General features: G+C 58.2%; 15 protein-coding genes. 6 read left to right on the top strand and 9 right to left on the bottom strand.

The window, feature by feature from the left end; all coding sequences use genetic code 11:
* From ACVWZ1_RS12750 to ACVWZ1_RS12735, 4 genes are all read right to left on the bottom strand, one after another.
* On the bottom strand, positions 1 to 1,886 hold a 1,886-nt coding region (locus tag ACVWZ1_RS12750), incomplete at its 3' end, for a DUF4347 domain-containing protein (RefSeq protein WP_457503592.1).
* Between the two features lie 81 nt (positions 1,887 to 1,967).
* Positions 1,968 to 2,585, bottom strand: coding sequence for a hypothetical protein (locus ACVWZ1_RS12745; protein WP_457503590.1), 618 nt, complete (start codon positions 2,583 to 2,585; stop codon positions 1,968 to 1,970).
* 20 nt (positions 2,586 to 2,605) lie between these two features.
* Positions 2,606 to 2,800 carry a hypothetical protein gene (locus tag ACVWZ1_RS12740; RefSeq protein ID WP_457503588.1) on the bottom strand — a complete coding sequence of 65 codons (195 nt, stop codon included), beginning with the start codon at positions 2,798 to 2,800 and terminating at the stop codon, positions 2,606 to 2,608.
* A 158-nt stretch (positions 2,801 to 2,958) separates the two neighbouring features.
* On the bottom strand, positions 2,959 to 4,023 hold the full coding sequence (locus ACVWZ1_RS12735) for a vWA domain-containing protein (RefSeq protein WP_457503587.1): 1,065 nt from the start codon (positions 4,021 to 4,023) through the stop codon (positions 2,959 to 2,961).
* A gap of 452 nt (positions 4,024 to 4,475) precedes the next feature.
* On the opposite strand from ACVWZ1_RS12735, the gene ACVWZ1_RS12730 reads away from it, so the two are divergent.
* Positions 4,476 to 5,186 carry a hypothetical protein gene (locus ACVWZ1_RS12730; RefSeq protein WP_457491682.1) on the top strand — a complete coding sequence of 237 codons (711 nt, stop codon included), beginning with the start codon at positions 4,476 to 4,478 and terminating at the stop codon, positions 5,184 to 5,186.
* Positions 5,187 to 5,225: 39 nt separating this feature from the next.
* Here the strand turns inward: ACVWZ1_RS12730 and tyrS are convergent, their stop codons facing one another.
* Complete coding sequence (gene tyrS, locus ACVWZ1_RS12725) at positions 5,226 to 6,467, bottom strand: tyrosine--tRNA ligase (RefSeq protein ID WP_457503586.1); 1,242 nt, start codon at positions 6,465 to 6,467, stop codon at positions 5,226 to 5,228.
* Between the two features lie 210 nt (positions 6,468 to 6,677).
* On the opposite strand from tyrS, the gene ACVWZ1_RS12720 reads away from it, so the two are divergent.
* From ACVWZ1_RS12720 to ACVWZ1_RS12710, 3 genes are all read left to right on the top strand, one after another.
* Positions 6,678 to 8,666, top strand: coding sequence for a transglycosylase domain-containing protein (locus tag ACVWZ1_RS12720; RefSeq protein ID WP_457503584.1), 1,989 nt, complete (start codon positions 6,678 to 6,680; stop codon positions 8,664 to 8,666).
* The gene (locus tag ACVWZ1_RS12715) at positions 8,663 to 9,022 is read left to right on the top strand and encodes a hypothetical protein (protein WP_457503582.1); all 360 of its coding nucleotides are present in this window, start codon (positions 8,663 to 8,665) and stop codon (positions 9,020 to 9,022) included. Before ACVWZ1_RS12720 ends, ACVWZ1_RS12715 begins: the two co-directional genes overlap by 4 nt.
* Before the next feature lie 264 nt (positions 9,023 to 9,286).
* The gene (locus tag ACVWZ1_RS12710; protein ID WP_414350168.1) at positions 9,287 to 9,886 is read left to right on the top strand and encodes a superoxide dismutase; all 600 of its coding nucleotides are present in this window, start codon (positions 9,287 to 9,289) and stop codon (positions 9,884 to 9,886) included.
* 97 nt (positions 9,887 to 9,983) lie between these two features.
* Here the strand turns inward: ACVWZ1_RS12710 and ACVWZ1_RS12705 are convergent, their stop codons facing one another.
* Entirely contained in the window at positions 9,984 to 11,624 is a 1,641-nt protein-coding gene (locus tag ACVWZ1_RS12705) for a serine/threonine protein kinase (protein ID WP_457503581.1), read from the bottom strand.
* A 277-nt stretch (positions 11,625 to 11,901) separates the two neighbouring features.
* Between ACVWZ1_RS12705 and ACVWZ1_RS12700 the strand changes: the two genes are divergently transcribed.
* Together ACVWZ1_RS12700 and glyS are read left to right on the top strand one after the other, a co-directional pair.
* Complete coding sequence (locus ACVWZ1_RS12700) at positions 11,902 to 13,980, top strand: cation:proton antiporter domain-containing protein (protein ID WP_457503579.1); 2,079 nt, start codon at positions 11,902 to 11,904, stop codon at positions 13,978 to 13,980.
* 179 nt (positions 13,981 to 14,159) lie between these two features.
* Positions 14,160 to 16,352 carry a glycine--tRNA ligase subunit beta gene (glyS, locus tag ACVWZ1_RS12695; RefSeq protein WP_457503578.1) on the top strand — a complete coding sequence of 731 codons (2,193 nt, stop codon included), beginning with the start codon at positions 14,160 to 14,162 and terminating at the stop codon, positions 16,350 to 16,352.
* A 356-nt stretch (positions 16,353 to 16,708) separates the two neighbouring features.
* Here glyS and ACVWZ1_RS12690 read toward each other — a convergent pair whose 3' ends face one another.
* The 3 genes from ACVWZ1_RS12690 to ACVWZ1_RS12680 form a co-directional block, all read right to left on the bottom strand.
* On the bottom strand, positions 16,709 to 17,632 hold the full coding sequence (locus ACVWZ1_RS12690; RefSeq protein WP_457466668.1) for a fructosamine kinase family protein: 924 nt from the start codon (positions 17,630 to 17,632) through the stop codon (positions 16,709 to 16,711).
* 12 nt (positions 17,633 to 17,644) lie between these two features.
* The gene (locus ACVWZ1_RS12685; protein WP_457466669.1) at positions 17,645 to 18,106 is read right to left on the bottom strand and encodes a hypothetical protein; all 462 of its coding nucleotides are present in this window, start codon (positions 18,104 to 18,106) and stop codon (positions 17,645 to 17,647) included.
* Positions 18,107 to 18,268: 162 nt separating this feature from the next.
* The gene (locus ACVWZ1_RS12680) at positions 18,269 to 18,721 is read right to left on the bottom strand and encodes a hypothetical protein (protein WP_414358508.1); all 453 of its coding nucleotides are present in this window, start codon (positions 18,719 to 18,721) and stop codon (positions 18,269 to 18,271) included.
* Positions 18,722 to 18,927: the final 206 nt, after the last annotated feature.

Raw genomic sequence — 18,927 nt, 5'->3', positions numbered from 1 at the left:
GGTGTTGGTGTTGGCGTCGGTGTTGGTGTTGGCGTCGGTGTTGGTGTTGGCGTCGGTGTTGGTGTTGGCGTCGGTGTTGGTGTTGGCGTCGGTGTGGGGGTCGGCGTGGGGGTCGGTGTCGGCGTCGGGGTCGGAGTTGGTGCTGGAGTGACTGTGACAGTGATGGTTGCTTGGTTGGAAATCAGCCCTACCGTATCTTTTACTGTGTATTGAATCGAAGTGGTAGTACCCGTGAAAGCTGGCAGCGGAGTAAAAATGACTACTCCGCCTGAGACGGTGTATGTACCTTCCCCGGCAACTGTCAGAGTGGTCTGTTGCCCAGGAGTGAGCGGATCTAGGTCGATAGTACTAGGATCCAAACTGAAAGCATACGCTATGTCATTCGACAACACATTGATAGTGACCGGTGTATTTTGGGGAGTGGTGGCGGAGTCATTATTAGCAACGGGGTTGTAAGCAACAATGCCCCCTCCTGCCGTCATGTCCCAACCGCCGTTAGCCTCTGTCGTATTTTTCGGAAACGTTGTGAAGTCTTGGATTGAGCCAATTACGTCATTCCCAACTACTGAGTAACCAAAGAACGTTTGACCAGATCCTATGCCCAGATCCTGGTAACTTACGAAAACACCCGACAATTTTTGATTAACTGTGCTAGCTGTAATATTCGTATTCAGACTGGCAGTTCCGCAATTGTCGCTGTAAATCTTTGTAAGTGATATCACTGTTCCTAGTCCCCAATCAGTAGCCGAGACCGGGATGGGAGAGTTATAAACAAATTGTTTGGGATTTGGATCGAGTTTCGTAATAGCAGCAATTTTAAAACTATCGTTTCCTCCTCTATCTAGAAGTAGGAAGCCAATCTTATCAAGGTTTGTAGAAGGGGCAGTTATTCCGCCTGGGGTTATAAAGTCTACCCTCTCAATATTATTACTGTTCACACTGATAATATTTGTAAATAGATTATCCGTGCCAGCTTTGATAACCGGGTTTAAGGGATTGATTAGGATAGCTTGCTCCATCGACGTAATTCCTAGAGTGCCGGGAGTGTCTGGCGGAATAACCCAGACAATGTTGCATACACCAGATTTATTGGGGTTATCGACTCTCCTCAGAACAACTTGATCGGTTGCACCAATGAGAGACAGCTTTTGGCCACTCACCTGAATGTCTGTCAGTACAGATCCAGCACCTAAGGTGGGAACAGCAGCGGCTTGGAGTGTGTGCTGATAGCTGTGATCAATCACTCCTTCAACCACAATCGTAGGTGCGGTAACGCTGCCAGCCGCGGCTTCTAAAATCCAATCTGCTCCGGCTTTGGCATAGCCTGTGAGGTTTGTAGAAGCAGCAATATCAGCTCCTGTCAGGCGGGCTATTTGCTCTATGAAAAGTCTGCCCTCCAGCCCTGCCGCCACCTCGCAGCCGTAGATTAAAATGTCCGCATCGTCCGCAAGGCTAGATTTCCACTTTGCCAGTAGGTCCGCGTACTCGGGCAAGTTTTCTCGGTTAAGAACTCTTCTGCCCAAGGAGAGTGAGCCTGCCTGCCCGTGAGACAGGATGTGCAGGGTTTTGATGCCTTTTCGTCCTCGCAGTGTCTCTGTGATCTGCTCAATCCCATCTCTATTGGGATCCAGAAAAACAACTTCCGCTCCAGGACGAATGCCTGCCAGCAAGATCGCCAAGTCCGGCAAGGCTTGATCGATAAAGACCAGCTCATCCTGCTTGGGGTGTTGTAGAGACGTTTCCCTAGACGCAGAGAAGCTAGCTTGCTCTACCCCCAAGAGAACCATTAGCAGGGCTGTGGAAACGGTGCCCAAGCTGCGACTAAAAAAGCAAAGCAATCTTTCCAGTTGACCAGGACGAAATGAAGACGGTTTTGAGGTCAGCATTCAACACTCCTCGGCTCTCTCAGCGCGTTCTCTCAGAACACAAAACCAGCTTGACCAAACTTGACTAAAACGAGGCAGCCATCAATTATCTACCCTTACCGAAACCGTGTTGCTAAAGAGCAATGAGCCCGATGCTGAACGAACAACAGCTCTGTTGGTGATGATGGTGGGAAGAGCGGGAGTTTCAGGAGCAGGCACAAATGGAGTCGGCGTAGGTGCCGGCGGTAGGGGTACGGGAATGCGGAGGCGGCAGGGCTGATCCGATTGATTGCCTTCTGGGGCATAGCAAACGCGAATGAGATCTTCCACAAAGCGAAGCTGATTAAAACTAAGTTGATCCGCTTGTCGAATAATGTCCGTAATGATTTCCTCCAGGTCTCGGGCTGTTCTGGAAAGAGGTACGCTGACAAACAGAATATTCTCCAGATCCCTAATTTCTGGAGGCGCTAAGTTGGAGAAAGACACTCTATCCCGTTCCCGCAGCAAGATGCGATAAAGGGCTTCGCTCCAAGGGGAAACATCCACGGCTGCGCTGAAAACAAATCCCCGCAGGGGTGTAGGCTGGCCGGACTGACGCCCTTGGCCCAGGAGATTGGACTGAACCGATACCAACTTCCCCGGCGGTTGAATAATCGATCCGGAAAAGGGGATGGTGAACCGCAAGTTGTCCTCCAAGGCAGTGGTTGACAAGGCAGGCAACAAAATGTCCCCTCTTGAGCTTAGGTTGAACAACTCAACCTTATTGCCTCTTGAAAAGAGCGGCCCTCCCGAACAAAGGGCGGCTGTTGAGCCTGAAGGGCAAAGCTGAGCAAAGGGATCAACCACCAATCCCAAAATGGCAGAGGTAGAGCCAGAGCCAGAGCCGGGATCCCTTGGCGGCGACCCCACGGTCGAGGGGCTGCTGGAGGTGCCACCACCGCAACCTTTCAGGAAAACCGTTAGGGAACCTGTAAGCACTGCCGCCAGGACAAGCGCAGCCGGTTGCCAAAATCTTCTGGGTATACCGAGTCGTCGAAACATTTGCTTATCGCCTCGCTCTCGATTAGGGATGTTGTCAGCCTGCGGAATGACTCTAGCGGGATCCCACCGTGAGAACAGCGTCGCTGAATGGCGCCACAAAACGGCTGCCTTCTCTCTCAACTCTCAGCTCGCCACTGAGAAGATAAGAACCAGCAGATAGCGGAACATTGCTTTGCACCCTCATTTGCAGGCGGTGCTCCCCAATAGCAGCAGGGAATAAGTTGGCAAAGGGAGCTTCCAGCTCTTCAGAAAACCGTGCCAGCACAAAAGTCCCCTCAGTAGCTGCAGCCAGACGCTGTAACTCCAGAAGATTCAAATCGACCCCCAACCCAACCACATACACGGTGAGTTTCTGTCCTCGCTCTCTGGCCAGGGCTGTCAGCTCCTGGGTAGTTTGGTTGATGGAGCGGGTGCTTTCGTTGTCGATACCATCGGTAAACACCACCAAACGGCGGTTGAAACGCTCGGTGGGCCGAAAGTCGCTTAAGAAACGCCCCGCTTCCACCGTGGCATCGTAAAGGGCGGTGTTCCCTCCGGGAACAGCACGCAAAACCCCTCGTCTCAGCAGCTCTCTGTCGCTGGTGAAGTCCTGCAATAGCTGAGCCGTGCGCAGAGGCTGCCCCAGGGCTGTAACGCCAAAGCCTGCTCCCCGGTTGTCAAAGCGCAGAATGGCGCCCAGATCCAGGAGTGCAGGGCGAAATTGATCCAAGAGCCGAAAAACAGCCAGGAAGCGCCGAGATTGGGGATCCAAAACCAGCAAGCTGCCTGAGCCATCCATCAGCACTGCCATGAGCAAAGGCCGCTGAGCCAGATCCGGCGGGGGGTTCTCGATCCGGGTGGGTGTCAGGGTCAAGGCTACCGGCTGCGGGCTCCCTAGCAAGTCGGTTACCCGGTTTACCTGCAGGCTGACCTGACTGGCAGAGAGCTGGGTTATTGGTTGGGGCGGATCCCCGCCTTGCAGGAGGGCGATGTTGAACTCCATTTCCCCTTGTGTGCCAGAAAAGGAGCGGGTCAGAGCCCCATTGAATGTCAGGCGAGCTTGGGATCCCACAGCCGACGGCTCAATGCCTGTACCGCCGGAAGAGCCACAGCCGACAAGGCAGCTTCCCACGAGCACCAGGAGAAGCAGCCAACCAGCTTTTTGGCTTTTTACTTGACCGGGCTGTATTTTTACAGTCATTGCAGCTGCCAGTGCAAGCATAGTGGGGTGGCATGAAAGTACGGAGCTAGAATACCACCCAGTGATTCCGAAAGCTACTGTAGCGCTTAGTGTAGGCGTAAAGATTTTTACTGCAGTTAGAGGATCTCGAGTTCATCTTTTTTCAATCTTTTTTCACAATGCGAGCACAGCGGGTCTCAGCTTTGAGCCTAGTAGGGCGGCTAAAGCCTGTCTGCTCCGAGAATTGCTTCGAGATAAAGACCCCTTTGTTTTGCCACTTGTGGCAAGCGTTCTCGCTGACCAATTGTCAAATAAGCCGGCGCTCTCCTCCGTGGCCTATAGTTCATAGCAGCTCATCAGTGCAGGTGTAAGCTCTAAAAGGATCCCCTGGGTGAGGAGGAGAACTGAACATGGCGGCAAAGCAACTCAAGTTCTATTGGAGCCCCCAACACCAGCTCTTTAGCTGCGATGGCGCTAAGTTGGAGGGGCACGGCTACATCCAAACCAACCCCTCCCATGACCTGGTTCACCTGCTCATTGCCGCCAACGGCAACATGCCCTGGCAGCCGGTGGAAAGCCGCGAGCAAACTTGCTTTGCCGAGTACAACGCGGTAATGCTGGAGCACCTGTTGGTCAACTGCTTCAACGCAGCGGTGCTGGGATCCCTGCCCGCCCAGCAGATCATCCCAGAGGCGCGGAAATTCTTGCGGTGGTTTGTTTCAGAACACTACGCCCCTTTCCCGGTTTCTGAAGAAGAGGCTTTTCGTCGCTTTGCCGAGCACCTGGATATTGAGCGCATTGTGCGTTTGTTCCCCTATTTTTACAGTCTGCGGGCTTGGGAATGCTTCAGCCTCGATTACCGCGCCGAGACCTACGACCTGGAGTTCACCTCCGAGGATGATCCCGTTCGAGAGGCCCCGGAATGGGCGGCGGATCCCAACATTTTGGAGACTCAGGAGCTGGTGCGGCAAAAGCTCTCTGAGGCAGTAGCCGAGGCGGGCTCGATCCGGCCCAAACCGGAGCCCGTTTTCCCGCCAACTTCGTCAGCTTCTCCTCTGTCCGATCCCCCAGCCAAGACCAGGCAGAAAAAAACCGGACTCGGCTTCAAGCCTGCCCGTTGATGGATCCCCTCACCCCTTTCCCACAGGGAGAGGGGAAGACTAATCTGCGCCTTTCACTAGCCGACGAAAGGCCTTTTTGCCCACCTGCAAAATCCGCCCGGCCAGCTCCGAGGCATGGGCAAACTCCAGGTCGGGATCCTCCACCTTTTGCCCATCCAGCCGCACGGCGCCCCCTTGAATCTGCCGACGGGCCTCGGCGGCACTCTTGCACAGGCCACACTCACGCAGGATGTAGCTGAGTTTAACAGGGTAAGACAACCCATCGATGGCAAAGGTGGGGATGGATCCCGTTTCGGCAAGAATACCGTCTAGCACCAGGGCTTGGGCGGTGCGCTGGGCCTCTTCTGCCGCTGCAGGGGAGTGAAACTGGGCCACTAGGGTCTTGGCTAGGAGGATCTGCCGCTGGCGGGGATCCTGCGGCAGCTCGGCAAGGGGCACTGAGGTGAGCAACTCAAAGTAGCGCTCCACCAGGTGATCCGGCACCTTCTCCAGCTTGGAGTACATGGTGAGGGGATCCTCGGTCAGGCCCACGTAGTTGTTTTTGGACTTGGACATTTTCTGGTACCCGTCCAGCCCCTCCAAAAGCGGCACCGTCACGCAGAACTGCGGCGTTTGGCCCTTCCAGATTTGCAGATCCCGACCGGTGAGCAGGTTAAAGCGCTGGTCGGTTCCCCCCAGTTCTACGTCGGCTGCCAGAGCCACCGAGTCGTAGCCCTGCAGGAGGGGATAGAGAAATTCGTGCAGATAAATTGGCGTTCCAGCGCGGTAGCGCTGGGCAAAGTCTTCTTTGGCCAGCATCTGCCCCACCGTCATCTGGGCCTGGAGTTCGATCAGCTCGCTGAGAGTCAGGTGGGCCAGCCACTCGCTGTTGCGGCGCACCTCCAGCCGGCCAGGGGTCTCAAAATCCAAGATCTTGCCGGCCTGCTCCAAGTAGGTGCGGGCGTTTTCCTCCACTTCTGCCGGGGTGAGGCGGGGACGGGCCTCCGATTGGCCGGTGGGATCCCCGACCAGCGCCGTGAAGTCCCCGATGAGCAAAATGGCCACATGGCCCGCATCCTGGAACTGGCGCAACTTGCGCAACACCACTGAATGGCCCAGGTGCAGATCCGGTCGGGTGGGATCGATGCCCAGCTTCACCCGCAAGGGACGATTTGTTGTGGCCAGGCACTCCGCTAGGGCAGCAGGCCCTCCCGGAAAGATCTCGGCCACCCCCCGCTCAACAATTTGGGCTATCAACGGATCCCGGTACGCTGGCGAAACTGAGGCTGACGATATACTCAAAGCCTGATCCTCCGGCTGAACCCATGAGCCATTTTAAGCCCACGCAAATTAAGCCCACGCAAAAGATGGTCGGCTCTCAACTCGCTCCACCTAGCCCGGTTGGAGTTGTCGATGGGTGAGGTTGGCCATCCTGCCGGGCCGATAGACGCCGCCCTATAATGGGTCTGGCTTGTTGTTGCTTTGCAACACGGACGTGACAGGGTTTTTGACGTGACCTACGGTCGCAGACCATTGGCCCGCCGGGCGAGAAAGCCGGGGTTGGAGCGTGTCTCCAATTCCCCTTTTTCCGGATCGGGGTTTGACGAGCACGCCGACTATACCCCACCCACCCGCCCCTCCCGGATTGCCCAGGTTGCCGGTGTGGTGGGCAATCTGTTGCTGGGATCCCTGCTCTTGGGATCCACGGCAACGGCTGCCGGATTGGTGGGGCTGGCCATTAGCTTCCGCAACTTGCCGGACGTGCATCAATTGCGGGATTACGTGCCCATTGCCACCACCCACATTGTCGATATTCGGGGCGAGCCCATTGCCAGCCTACACGGGGAGGCCAACCGGGAAGTGATCTCCCTTGAACAGGTCTCGCCGGAGATGAAAAAGGCCTTGCTGGCCATTGAAGACAGCCACTTTTACACCCATCCAGGCATTAATCCGGTCAGCTTGGGCCGGGCGATCCTAGGCAGTGTGGAGGGGGGTATAGGCTCGGCGGGGGGGGGATCCACCCTGACAATGCAGTTGGTCAAGAACCTGTTTTTGAGGCCGGAGCGTACCCTCAGCCGTAAAGTCGCCGAGATCGTGTTGGCGGTGCGCCTAGAACAGGTCTTCAGCAAAGACGAGATCCTGGAGATGTACCTCAACCAGGTGTACTGGGGGCACAATCTCTACGGCATCCAGGCGGCAGCCCGCAGCTACTTCAACAAGGATGCGTCTGAACTGAACTTGGCTGAAGCGGCGATGTTGGCTGGGATCCTGCCGGCCCCGGAAACCCTCAGCCCCTTTCGCAACCTGGAGGGAGCCAAACGGCGGCAACACCTGGTGCTGGATCGTCTGGTGGAGCTGAACTGGATCACCCCAGCAGAGGCCCAGGCGGCGCGGGAGCAAAAGCTGACCTTAGGCCGCATTACCTCCTTTCAAAGTAACGCCCCAGCAGTTACCGACGCCATTGAGGCGGAGCTGCGGCACCGCTATGGGGAACAAGCTCTAATGCAAGGAGGTCTGCGGGTTCAGTCCACCATCGATCTGCGTCTGCAGCGCCTTGCCCAGCGCATTGTCAATGAAGATGGCCCCCGCATTGGGGCAGCTCGTCGTGCCGATCAAATGGCTTTGGCGGCAGTGGATCCCCGTACCGGCTATGTGAAGGCCATTGTGGGCGGGATCAACGCTCAGCGGGGCCAATTTAACCGCGCCACCCAGGCGTTTCGCCAAACGGGATCCACCTTTAAGCCCTATGTGTACTACGCGGCTCTGGCCAGCGGGCGCTATTCACCCGGCAGCATCTTGGAAGATACCCCCGTCACCTATCCCGGCTCGCCGCCCTACAGCCCGAAAAACTACGACAACACCTTTTATGGCTCCCTCACCTTTGCTCGGGCTTTGGAGCTCTCCCGCAACGTGCCCACGGTCAAGTTGGCCGATGATGTCGGGATCCGCAACGTCATTGCAGCGGCTCAGGCCACCGGTATTACTGCCGAGATGTTCCCCAACTTGGCCACAGCTTTGGGCTCGGCCAGCATCAGCCCCCTGGAGATGGCGGCTAGCTATGCGGTCTTTGCCAACGGCGGATATCGGGTGGAGCCGACCCTCTTGGCCCAGGTGGTGGATCGCAACGGCCAAATCCTCTTCGAGGCCAGGCCTCAGCCGCAGCGGGTTTTGGATCCCTGGGCGGTGGCTACGCTCAACCAAATCCTCAAAGGGGTAGTGACCCAAGGCACCGGGACGGCGGCTCGTTTGGATGACGGGCGACCTGTAGCCGGCAAAACCGGCACCACCTCCGATTTCCGCGACGCTTGGTTCATCGGCTATGTGCCGCAACTGTCTACCGCCATTTGGATTGGCAACGACAACAACTCCCCCATGCTGCCCGGCACCGCCGGCGGGGCCTTTGTTGCCCCCACCTGGAAGCGCTTTATGACTGAGGCTCTGCAAGGGATCCCACCTCAGGATTTCCCCAGCCCGCATCAATTTCCCCCTCCCCGACCATGAGCTACAGCGAGGAGCGGCTGGCGCGCATCGAGCGCACTGTCGAGGCCAATGCCCAGGCCATCGCCCAACTGGCCCGGCAAAACCAAGAGCTGATGCAAACCATTGCCGGCACTGAGGAACGCATTGCCAGGGCTGAGGAGCGCATTGCCAGAGCCGAGGAGCGCATTGCCAGAGCCGAGGAGCGCCTCGAGGCCGAGGTCAAACGGTGGGACGAGCGGTTTTTCCAGCTCAGCCGCGATACCCTCAACTTCACCCGCAATGTGGTTACCATTGCCGCCATCACGGCGGTTTTGATCCCCCTGCTCAGGGATGTCGCTCCCCTGCTGATTGAGCTACTGCGGGAGGGATCCCGTTAGCGCTTTCCAGCCGGGACGATCTCGCTTTTCCGACCGCTGGCCAACGAGTGGTTGTCGGCCATTGGGCTGAGACAGCCGCGGTTCCACCTCTCTGGGGTCGAGCAGGGTTCCAACCGGAATCGAGGTGTCCAAGGGATCCCAGCGCGTACTGATTCTGAGTTACACTAAAACTGCAAAGAAAGGTAACGCCTTTTTCTGGTTATCCTGACCCTTCGCCGCGTTCTTTCTTGCATTCCTTGCACAAGACACAGAGGACAGACGATTATGGCTTTTGAACTCCCGGCTCTGCCCTATCCTGCTGACGCGCTCAAGCCCTACATGTCGGCAGAAACCTTCTCCTACCACCACGGCAAGCACCACGCAGCCTACGTAGCCAACCTGAACAAGCTCATCGAGGGCACCGATCTGGCCAACAAGTCTCTGGAGGAGATCATCAAAGCCACCTTTGGGGATCCCAACAAAGCGGGTATCTTCAACAATGCTGCCCAAGTTTGGAATCACACCTTTTTCTGGGAATCCATGAAGCCAGGCGGGGGAGGTGCGCCTACCGGGCCTATTGCCGACAAGATCAACGCCGACTTTGGCGGCTATGACAAGTTTGCAGAAGCCTTCAAGACGGCAGCCGCCACCCAATTTGGCAGCGGTTGGGCCTGGCTGGTGCTGGACAACGGCACCCTGAAGGTCACCAAAACCCCCAATGCCGAAAACCCCCTGGTTTACGGCCAAACGCCCCTGCTCACTTTGGATGTGTGGGAGCACGCCTACTACCTGGATTACCAAAACCGGCGGCCTGACTTCATCAGCGCCTACCTGGAGCACCTGGTGAACTGGGATGCCGCCAATGCCCGGCTGGCTGCCGCCTGACTCTACCTGTTCTGGGATCCCTTGACGGGGGATCCCATCGAAGACTAGCCCTATGTCTCTGTTTGCGAAGGGATCCTTGGGGATCCCTTTTTTGCGCCTAGTCTTTCCCCAAGCGTTCTCGCTCCTCGCGCAACCGCTCCAGAAAGCTGGGGGTAGGGGGTTGGGTTGGGGGTGCTGCAGGGGGAGCAGAAGTTGGAGCAACCCGGTTCACTTGGGGGAACAGGGGTTGGTTGATGGGCGGCGGCGGGAGAGGTTTGGCCGGGACAGGGGCTGGAGAAGGTGGAGCAGCGGGCGTGGGCACGGCAACCGGTCGGGGCGGCGGCGCAGCAGGCACTGGAGTGGGAGGGGACACCTGCCGAGTTGGAGCGGGGGGCTGAGGAGTAGGGGACACTGCCCCTGAAGTTGCCTCCGGCCTGGGTGTGGGCTCGCTTGCGGACTCACCGATTCCCAGATCTGGGGCGGGATCATCCTCAAACACCGGTTTGCCCTCCGGATCCCGCGGCAGCCAGTCCAGCAGGGGTTCAGGAGTGGCTGAGGGATCCCGCTCGGAGCCGCCGACGCGATGGGTATCAGGTCGTTCAGGGACAGCAGGCAGTTTTTCCCTGCCTGGGCCCGGATCCAACAGCAGACGCAGGCCCCAGAAGGTGCTCCCCGCAATGGCCACAAAAAGGGCTATCCCAGCCCAGAGGGGAAACGGCTTGGCCTCGGGCTCTGCCTGGGTACTGAGCAGGTGTGTGCCCGACTGCCCTGCATCTACCGCCGCTAGGGTACGCTCGGAGAAGATGGGTGCGGCTGGGGGGGACGCGAGGGAAGAGCCGGCAGCGCTCTGGGAGCGCAGGGATCCCTCCAATTGGGCGCTGAGAACCTTCATATCTTGGGGCCGCCGGTTGGGATCTTTGGCCAGACAGGAGAGCACCACCTGTTCCAGCTCCAGCGGAATCTCATAGGGCAAATTCGAGCGATCGAAGGGCTGAGGCTGTTGGTAATTGTGGGCCTCGTACCAGCCGGGGAAAGAATCGCTCTTCGGCTGGAGGGGGTGTTGCCCGGTCAACATGCGGTAGAGCACTACGCCAAGCGAGTAGATATCCGAGCGGGCATCCAGGGCTTCCCCGCGCACCTGTTCGGGAGAGGCATAGCGCACCGTACCCAAAAAGCCGGTGGTCTGGGTGCCGAGGGCGAGGGAAACGTCGCTGAGGAGCTTGGCAATGCCGAAATCCAAGATTTTGACGGTCTCCCCCAACGTTTCATCTTTTAGGACGAAGAGGTTGCTGGGTTTGATGTCGCGATGGATCACCCCCTTGATGAGATGGCCATCCTGCTCGGTCTCTAGGTTGTGGGCGTAATAGAGACCGGCACACACTTGGCGGGCAATCCTCACCACCTGTTGAGGCGGCAGCACCGGCTGCTTGAGCATCAGCTCCCCCAAACTGCGCCCCGTCAGGTATTCCATCACCAGGTAAGGTTGGTCGTTCTCTAGGCCATAGTCCAATACCTTGACAATGGCAGGGTGCTCCCCCAGCAGCGTGCTGATGCGAATTTCCTGCTGAAAACGTTTGTGCAACTGGCGTCGGGTGTTGTCATCGCCTGCTAAGTTTTGGTGCAACAGCTTGACCGCCACCGGACGGTTGAACAGGCGCGTATCGACAGCCTTGAACACCCGCCCCATGCCACCTGCTGCAATGCTGTGAACCAGTTGATAGCGCTGGCCGATCACTTTTCCAGGAGCAAGCTGGTGCATAGGCAGCCTAGGAGCATGTACCCTCTGATTTTAATGCGTGTTTCTCGGGGGTTTCTCCCGCCTTTCTCTGGGCACTACTGCCAAGCTGTTTTCACTGCTTAATGTGTCTTAATGTGTCTGATGTACTTACTTTTGAATACTTATTAAACGCCCTGCCAGTAATTGAAGGCCGGACAAAGTCTGTGGGGCATCGAGAGCTACTTGGATCTGGAGGGATCTGATAGACTCATGCGGGCGCTTTGCCGGGTCTGTTCATTAGCTGTCTGTCGGGTGATTTATGCTGGCTAACTGGCTGCAAATTTCGGGGATCCCTCTAGCCCTGATTGGCCCTGTTGAGAATCCGGTGCTGGTGTTTTTGATCATCCTGACCATCATGCTGGTGGCTCCCTTGCTATTTGAGCGGCTGCGCCTGCCGGGGATCATCGGGTTAATCTTGGCTGGGCTGGTGGTGGGGCCCTACGGCTTGGGCATCTTGCGGCGGGACGAGACCATCATCCTGCTGGGCACGGTGGGGCTGTTGTTTCTCATGTTCATGGCGGGGCTGGAGACCAGTCTGGAAGATTTGAAGCTCAATGCCGGGAAGGCCACCCTCTTCGGGGCGCTCACCTTTCTGTTGCCCATGCTCATCGGCACAGCAGCCATGTTGGCCATTGGGTATGGCTTTCTGGCGGCGGTGCTGGTGGCCTCTTGTTTTGCCTCTCACACCCTGATCGGTCTGCCCATCATCTCGAAGCTGGGGTTGATGCGCCTGCAGACGGTAACGGCAACTTTGGGGGCCACCCTTATCACGAATGTCCTGGCTTTGTTGGTGCTGGCGGTGGTGGTGCGCGCCCACCAAGGGGAGCTGTCGCTGCGCTTTTGGCTGACGTTGATCCCTTCCATTGCCCTCTACACGTTTGCCACCCTGTGGGGGGTGCCTAAGCTGGGCAGTTGGTTCTTTCAACGCTTTGGTCACGACGAGGGAGCAGAGTTTACTTTCGTGATCGCCACTTTGTTTGTGGTGGCCTACGGAGCGGGGTTGATCGGCATTGAGCCGGTGGTGGGAGCCTTTCTGGCCGGGACGGCCATTACCCCCATCATCCCCCAGCTCAGCCCCCTGATGAACCGGATCCAGTTTATCGGCAACACCCTGTTTGTGCCTTTTTTCTTGATCTCGGTGGGGATGCTGATCAATCCCGGCATTCTCTTGGGAGAGCCGCGCTCGCTGCTGGTGGGAGGGGTGATGATCGCAGCGGAGGTGGTGAGCAAGTTTCTGGCCGCTTGGATCCCGGCCCAACTGTTTGGCTGGCGCTTTGCCAGCACGATGATCATGTTCGGTTTGTCGATGGCTCAGGCGGCGGCTACCCTGGCGGCGATCACGGTGGCTTTTCAGGTGGAGTTGGTGGATGAGCTGACGGTGAACGGCGCCATTGCCATGATCCTGGTGACCTGTGTTGCCTCGCCTTGGATTGTGGCCCGCTGGGGAGAGCAAATGCAGCCAGCCGAAGTGGCGGCAGAGTCCACCGAATTGCCCAAGCCAGATTGGGGAGCTCGCGTCTTGGTGCCGGTGGCCAACCCGGATACTGAGAGGAACCTGTTACAGTTGGCTTTGATTTTGGCCAAAAAAGATGGGGGAACGCTGCTGCCGCTGCATGTTTTGTCTGACCGCGCCGGGATCTCGCCAGCAGCCCTGGCTCGGCAAGAGCAGTTGCTGACTTTCGCAGAAGCTCTGGCCCACAGCGCCGTGGCCCGAGTGGAGCCGATCCGGCGGGTGGATGACTCGGTGGAAAAAGGGATCATTCGCTCGGCGGCGGAACGGCAGGCAACCTTGGTGATCCTGGGCTGGAAGGGCTACTCCACCTATGCGGAGAACTTTTTCGGCAGCATCATTGACGCGGTGGTGCGGCAGGTGGGGATCCCAGTCTTGATTACGCGGTTTCCGGTACCCATCGAGACGGCGCGCCGCATCCTCTTGGTTGCACCGGAGCTGGAGGTCTCTCCCAGATCCCTGCAGCAGACCCTTGGGCTGGCGCAGACGCTGGCCGGCGAATTGAAAGCGGGTTTGCAGATCCTGCTGGTGCAAACCCGACCTGGGCGGGAACGCTCCCCAGCCTTGCCGGCAGAAAGCTATGCCCACTTGCCGGTTCAGCGGGTGCAGGGGGGGGTGGTGGCGGAAGTCTTTAAAGCGCTGCAGCCGGGAGATGTGTTGGTATTGATTCCCAGCGAAACCGGCAACCGGTCGCGCCTGGGCCGAGAGCCGGAGACCATCGCCCGCAACCGACCCAGCCTTCCCATCATCGTGGCGCATTTGCCGCGGGATTCAGCTCATCCCTTGCGCCAAGGAGATGGGGTTCTGGCGGCCGCAGAGCCCACTTGACAGGGATGGCATTGGGGTGTTGTCTTGCGGACTGGAGCTCTTGTCTCAACGACGCCCCGGCTCCCCTGGTAAACTGGGATACCCCGGCTTCGGAACCATCGTGAGCCAGAAGGGAGGCTTAGAGCCATAGACTATGTTGATTGAGGAAGTGGGGATGGTACCCTACGGAGCACAGGAGTATGGTTGCCTATTTGCTGGAAGTCGGCTGTGAGGAACTCCCGGCCAGTTTTGTGGATTCGGCTCTGGAGCAGTGGCGAACCGGGATCCCGGCCTCTTTGGCGGAGGCTCATCTGCAAGCGGAGCAGATGCAGCTTTTCGGTACGCCGCGCCGCCTGGCGGTTCTGTTGCAGGGGTTGCCCACCCAGCAGCCGGATCGCACCCTAGAGGTGAAAGGGCCACCGGTTCAGGTCGCCTACCAAGATGGCCAGCTCACTCCTGCCGGGGAAAAATTTGCCCAAAAACAAGGGGTGGATCCCGGCAGCCTGGAAATCCGGCAAGTGGGCAAGGGATCCTTTGTGTTTGCGGTGCAGCGGGTGCGGGGCCGACCGACGGCAGCCGTGCTCCAAGAATTGGCACCCGCCTGGATTACCAACTTGAGTGGGGAACGGCTGATGCGCTGGGCCTGCGGGGATCTGAAGTTTCCGCGCCCCATTCGCTGGCTGGTCTCCCTTTGGGATGATCAGGTGCTGCCTTTGCTGCTGCCGACCCACGAGGGCAATACCATGCCGGGCTTGGTGGCCGGGCGGATTAGCCGGGGGCACCGCGTTTTGGGATCCCAGCAGGTCACTCTGGAGCGGGCCGAGAGCTACGTTCAGCAAATGCAAGAGGCCGGGGTCAGCCCCGATCCGGCAGTGCGGGAAGCGTACATTCAGGCCGAGGTAACCAAGCTGGCCAGGCAGGTGAATGGGGAAGCGCAGATCCCTGCCCCTCTGCTGCGGGAGGTGGTGCAGTTGGTGGAGTGGCCGACGGCGGTTTTGGGGCGTTTTGAGCCGGAATTTTTGCGCCTGCCGCCGGCGGTGATCGAGACGGTGATGATCATCCACCAACGCTATTTCCCGGTACGGGATGGCCGGGATCCCCAGAAATTGCTGCCCTATTTCATCACCATTTCCAATGGCGACCCTGGGCAATCGGAGCGGATCGGGGCAGGCAACAGCCGGGTGGTACGGGCGCGCCTGTCGGATGCCCGCTTTTTCTACGAAGAGGATCGGCGGATCCCCTTGGCGCAGCGGGTGGAACGCCTGCAGGCGGTTACTTTTGCCGAAGGGCTGGGATCCATGCGGGACAAGGTGGAGCGCATCCGCCACATCAGCCGCCTCATTGCTGCTGCCTTGAACTTGGATGCCCAGGAACAAGCGCTGGTGGAGCGCACGGCTTACCTGTGCAAGGCGGATCTGGTTACCCAAATGGTGTACGAATTCCCCGAGCTGCAGGGGATCATGGGGGCCGACTACGCTCGGCAGGATGGGGAACCGGAGGCGGTAGCCGAGGGGATTGAGCAACACTACTGGCCTTTGGGAGCGGGGGACGCTTTGCCCACAGCACTGACGGGGCGGGTGGTGGGCTGGGCAGATCGCCTGGATACCTTGGTGGGCATGTTTCGCTTGGGGCGGATCCCCACCGGCTCCTCGGATCGCTTTGCCCTGCGGCGGGCCGCCAACAGCCTGGTGCTGGTTGCCTGGGATGCCGGCTGGACTTTTGACTTCAACTTGCTGTTGCAGAGCGTGGTGCAGGACTATGCCTTTGGCGATGTCCACACCTTGCGAGCCTTGCAGGAGTTTTTGGCCCAACGGATACAGACCCTTTTGCAGGAGGAAAAACGGATTGATTACGACTTGGTCAGGGCTGTGGTGGGGGATCCCGAGTCGGTCAAAGCGGAGGATCCCCAGAAGGCCGAACTCACCTTGCGGGCCCTGGGCAACCTGCCCTTGACCCTGCTGCGGGCGGAGTACCTGCAACACCTGCGGGCCACCGGGGAATTGGCGGATCTCTATCCCACCCTCAATCGCTGCGCCCGCCTGGCAGCCCAAGGGGACTTGGACTACGCCGTGGTGGATCCGGCAGCCGCCGTGGATCCCGGTCAGTTGCAGGAGGCGGCAGAAAGGGAGTTGTACGAGGCTTGCCAGAAAATCTATCGTCTGGGGGTGGAGCCGGCCTTACGGGGAGATTTTGTTCCCTTGGTGGAAGCTCTGCAAGCGGCAGCCCCTCAGGTAGCCCAGTTTTTTGAAGCCGTTCTGGTGATGGATCCGGATCCTGTGCGACGGGCCAGCCGGCTCAATTTGCTGGGAGTATTGCGCAACCAGTCCCGCCTGTTGGGGGACATGGGGGCTGTGGTCATGGCAGGGGAGTCGTCGCCGGAGAAGACCTCCTAGCCGTTTCAGATCAGTTTACTTCGAGACAGATCCCCCTCACCCCCAGCTTCTCTCCCAGAGGGAGCTACCCCCCAAGGACTCTGTCCCACTGGCGCGAACGGCTTGGGAATGGACATATCGTCATTTCCACTCAAACTCAGAACACTGTGCCCACACCTAAACCGTTGGTCGCGTCTTCGCGTCAGCGTTGCGGAGCAATAGCGTTGCGGAGCAATAATGCAGGGGGTTAGAAGGTTTTTCAAGGACTCCGTCCCGCTGGCGCGATAGGACTCCGTCCCGCTGGCGCGATAGGACTCCGTCCCGCTGGCGCGAGCAGTAGCCCAGGCGTCTCATCTTAACCTGAACAACCATACGATTTATCCAAGAAATTGCAAACACTGCTGCAAAGCCCGCTGCACCGAGCCTAGGTAGCCCTCTCCAAACAGGTTGAGATGGTTGAGCCAGTGGTAGAGCTGGTAGAGGGGCTTGCGGTGAGGATATCCCTTATCCAAAGGATAGGTCTGCTGATAAGCCCGATAGAACTCCGGCGGAAAGCCGCCAAACAGTTCTGTCATCGCCAGATCCGTCTCTCGATCCCCGTAGTAGGTGGCCGGATCGAAAATCACCGGGGATCCATCGGCCAAGGCCCCGTAGTTGCCGCCCCACAGATCTCCATGCAACAGAGCGGGTTCTGGCCTGTAATCCTGAAAAAAAGCTTCTAGCTCCGCCATCACCCGTTCGGCTTGGGCCACCCACGTGCCGCGATACCCCTGTTGGCAAGCCAATTTCACCTGGTAGAGCAGCCGCTGTTCCCGATAAAAATCCGGCCAATTCTGCCGCCAACTGTTGATCTGAGGCGTAGAGCCGATGGTGTTGTCGCGCTCCCAACCGTAGCTGCCGTTGGGGGATAGGGTGCGGTGCAACTGGGCCAACTGGGATCCCAATAAACCCGCAGTCTGCGGACGGGGCGAGGTTAGCTCCAGGTATTCCAGCACCAAGTAAGCCTGCTCTCCTACGGATCCCCAGATGATGGGCTGGGGCACGCGAATGGCCTGGGCAGCCGCCAGGGTTCGCAAGCCCGCAGCTTCCGCTGCAAACATCTCCAGCGCTCTTTCTCCCCCACGGGCCAATTTGACAAAGTAGTCTCTTGCCCCTTCTGCAAGAGGGCTTTGGGAAGCGCAGGAAAACCGATAGGTGGCGTTGATGCTGCCTCCGCCCACAGAACGATACTGTAGGGGCTGGATGGGATCCCCTGTCGCTTCCGCAAGGTGCTGGGCGATGGTTTGCCAAAGAGTTTGCATCAGCAGCCAAAGTCAATTGTCGGAGAAAAACAGGTACTTAATCAGACCTGTAAGCACACCACCCACTAGGGTAATAATTGCCCCTCGGCTGATGAACTCCTGGTTGTCCAAGCGCTTGCCAATCCCGTCCATCTTCTCGCTCAGTTTGCCTTCCATCCCGTTGATCCTTTCGTTCAACTGGGCCTCAATGCCATCGATTTTCTCGGTGAGCTTGACCTCGACGCTGTTAATCCTTTCGTTCAGCTTGGCCTCAACGCCATCGATTTTCTCGGTGAGCTTGACCTCGACGCTGTTAATCCTTTCGTTCAGCTTGACCGCCACCCCGTCAACCCGCTCTTCCAGCCGCTTGATCTCCCCTTGCAGCCTTGTTTCCACCTGGCGGATCTCGCCCCGCATTTCTGTAAATTGCAGGTCGATCTTCCGATCCAGGGCGAGGATGAGATCTCTGAGATCGGGCTGGGCAGTTTCGTTCATGGGAAAGAGAGCAGCGGGGCTTGAAGCCATTATGGCAGCAGAGCACTCTGCTTCATCGTGTCGTTTGTCTTGTCAGCCTTGCTCAAGTTCATTCCAGAATGAACGTTTGCAGGCTTGCCATGGCAGCGCCGAAATCCTCGGTCAATTGGGGTGGCCCAGCTCCTATTCCCCTTCAGTAGGTGCTGCTGCCTCAGGATCCAAAACGGCTCCTGCCCCGTAAGAGTCAATATCTATGGCCTGGGAGCCGCCCGTAGCCAACAGAGCCAGCAGGGATCCCAACTGCCACCACACCAAGCCTGCCGTGCCCAACACTAGGATCCCACCGACGCAGGCGGCCAGAGCCATAGGCAGGCCAAACACATTCAAACACGCAGCCACAAAGCCAAAGGTAAACAAGCAGCAGAGACTGTAGGTGAGGATCACCCCAGGAGTGCGATAGCGAATTTGGGCTTGGCTATCCCGGTTGAGCTGCCAAAGGGCTACCTGGTATTCCAACTTGTCCTTGAAAAGGATGCCAAAGATAACGGCAAAAAAGCTGAGCAGGGCAATGGCAGAGTAAATGGGGGGATTGGCGAAGGGATCAGAAAAGTTGCCGCCGGCGTAAAGGGATTCCATGGGGCCTACCTCGGTTCGGGATCTAAGCTCTTAGCTTAACATTTCTTAGCATTACTGCCAGTAAGCCGGGTTGCGTTAGCTCCACCAAGTCCACCCTAACCAGGTTGTCGCTCACCGAAAAAACTGGGTCTGAAGCCCCGCCCTTAAGGCCTACGGCCCGCTGACGCGACAGGGCGGCTTTCATGTGTGTACAATACAACCCATGA

Source organism: Thermostichus sp. MS-CIW-25, assembly GCF_054060015.1.
Note: the sequence above shows the minus strand (reverse complement) of the source record. Positions and strands in the feature narration are given on the sequence as shown.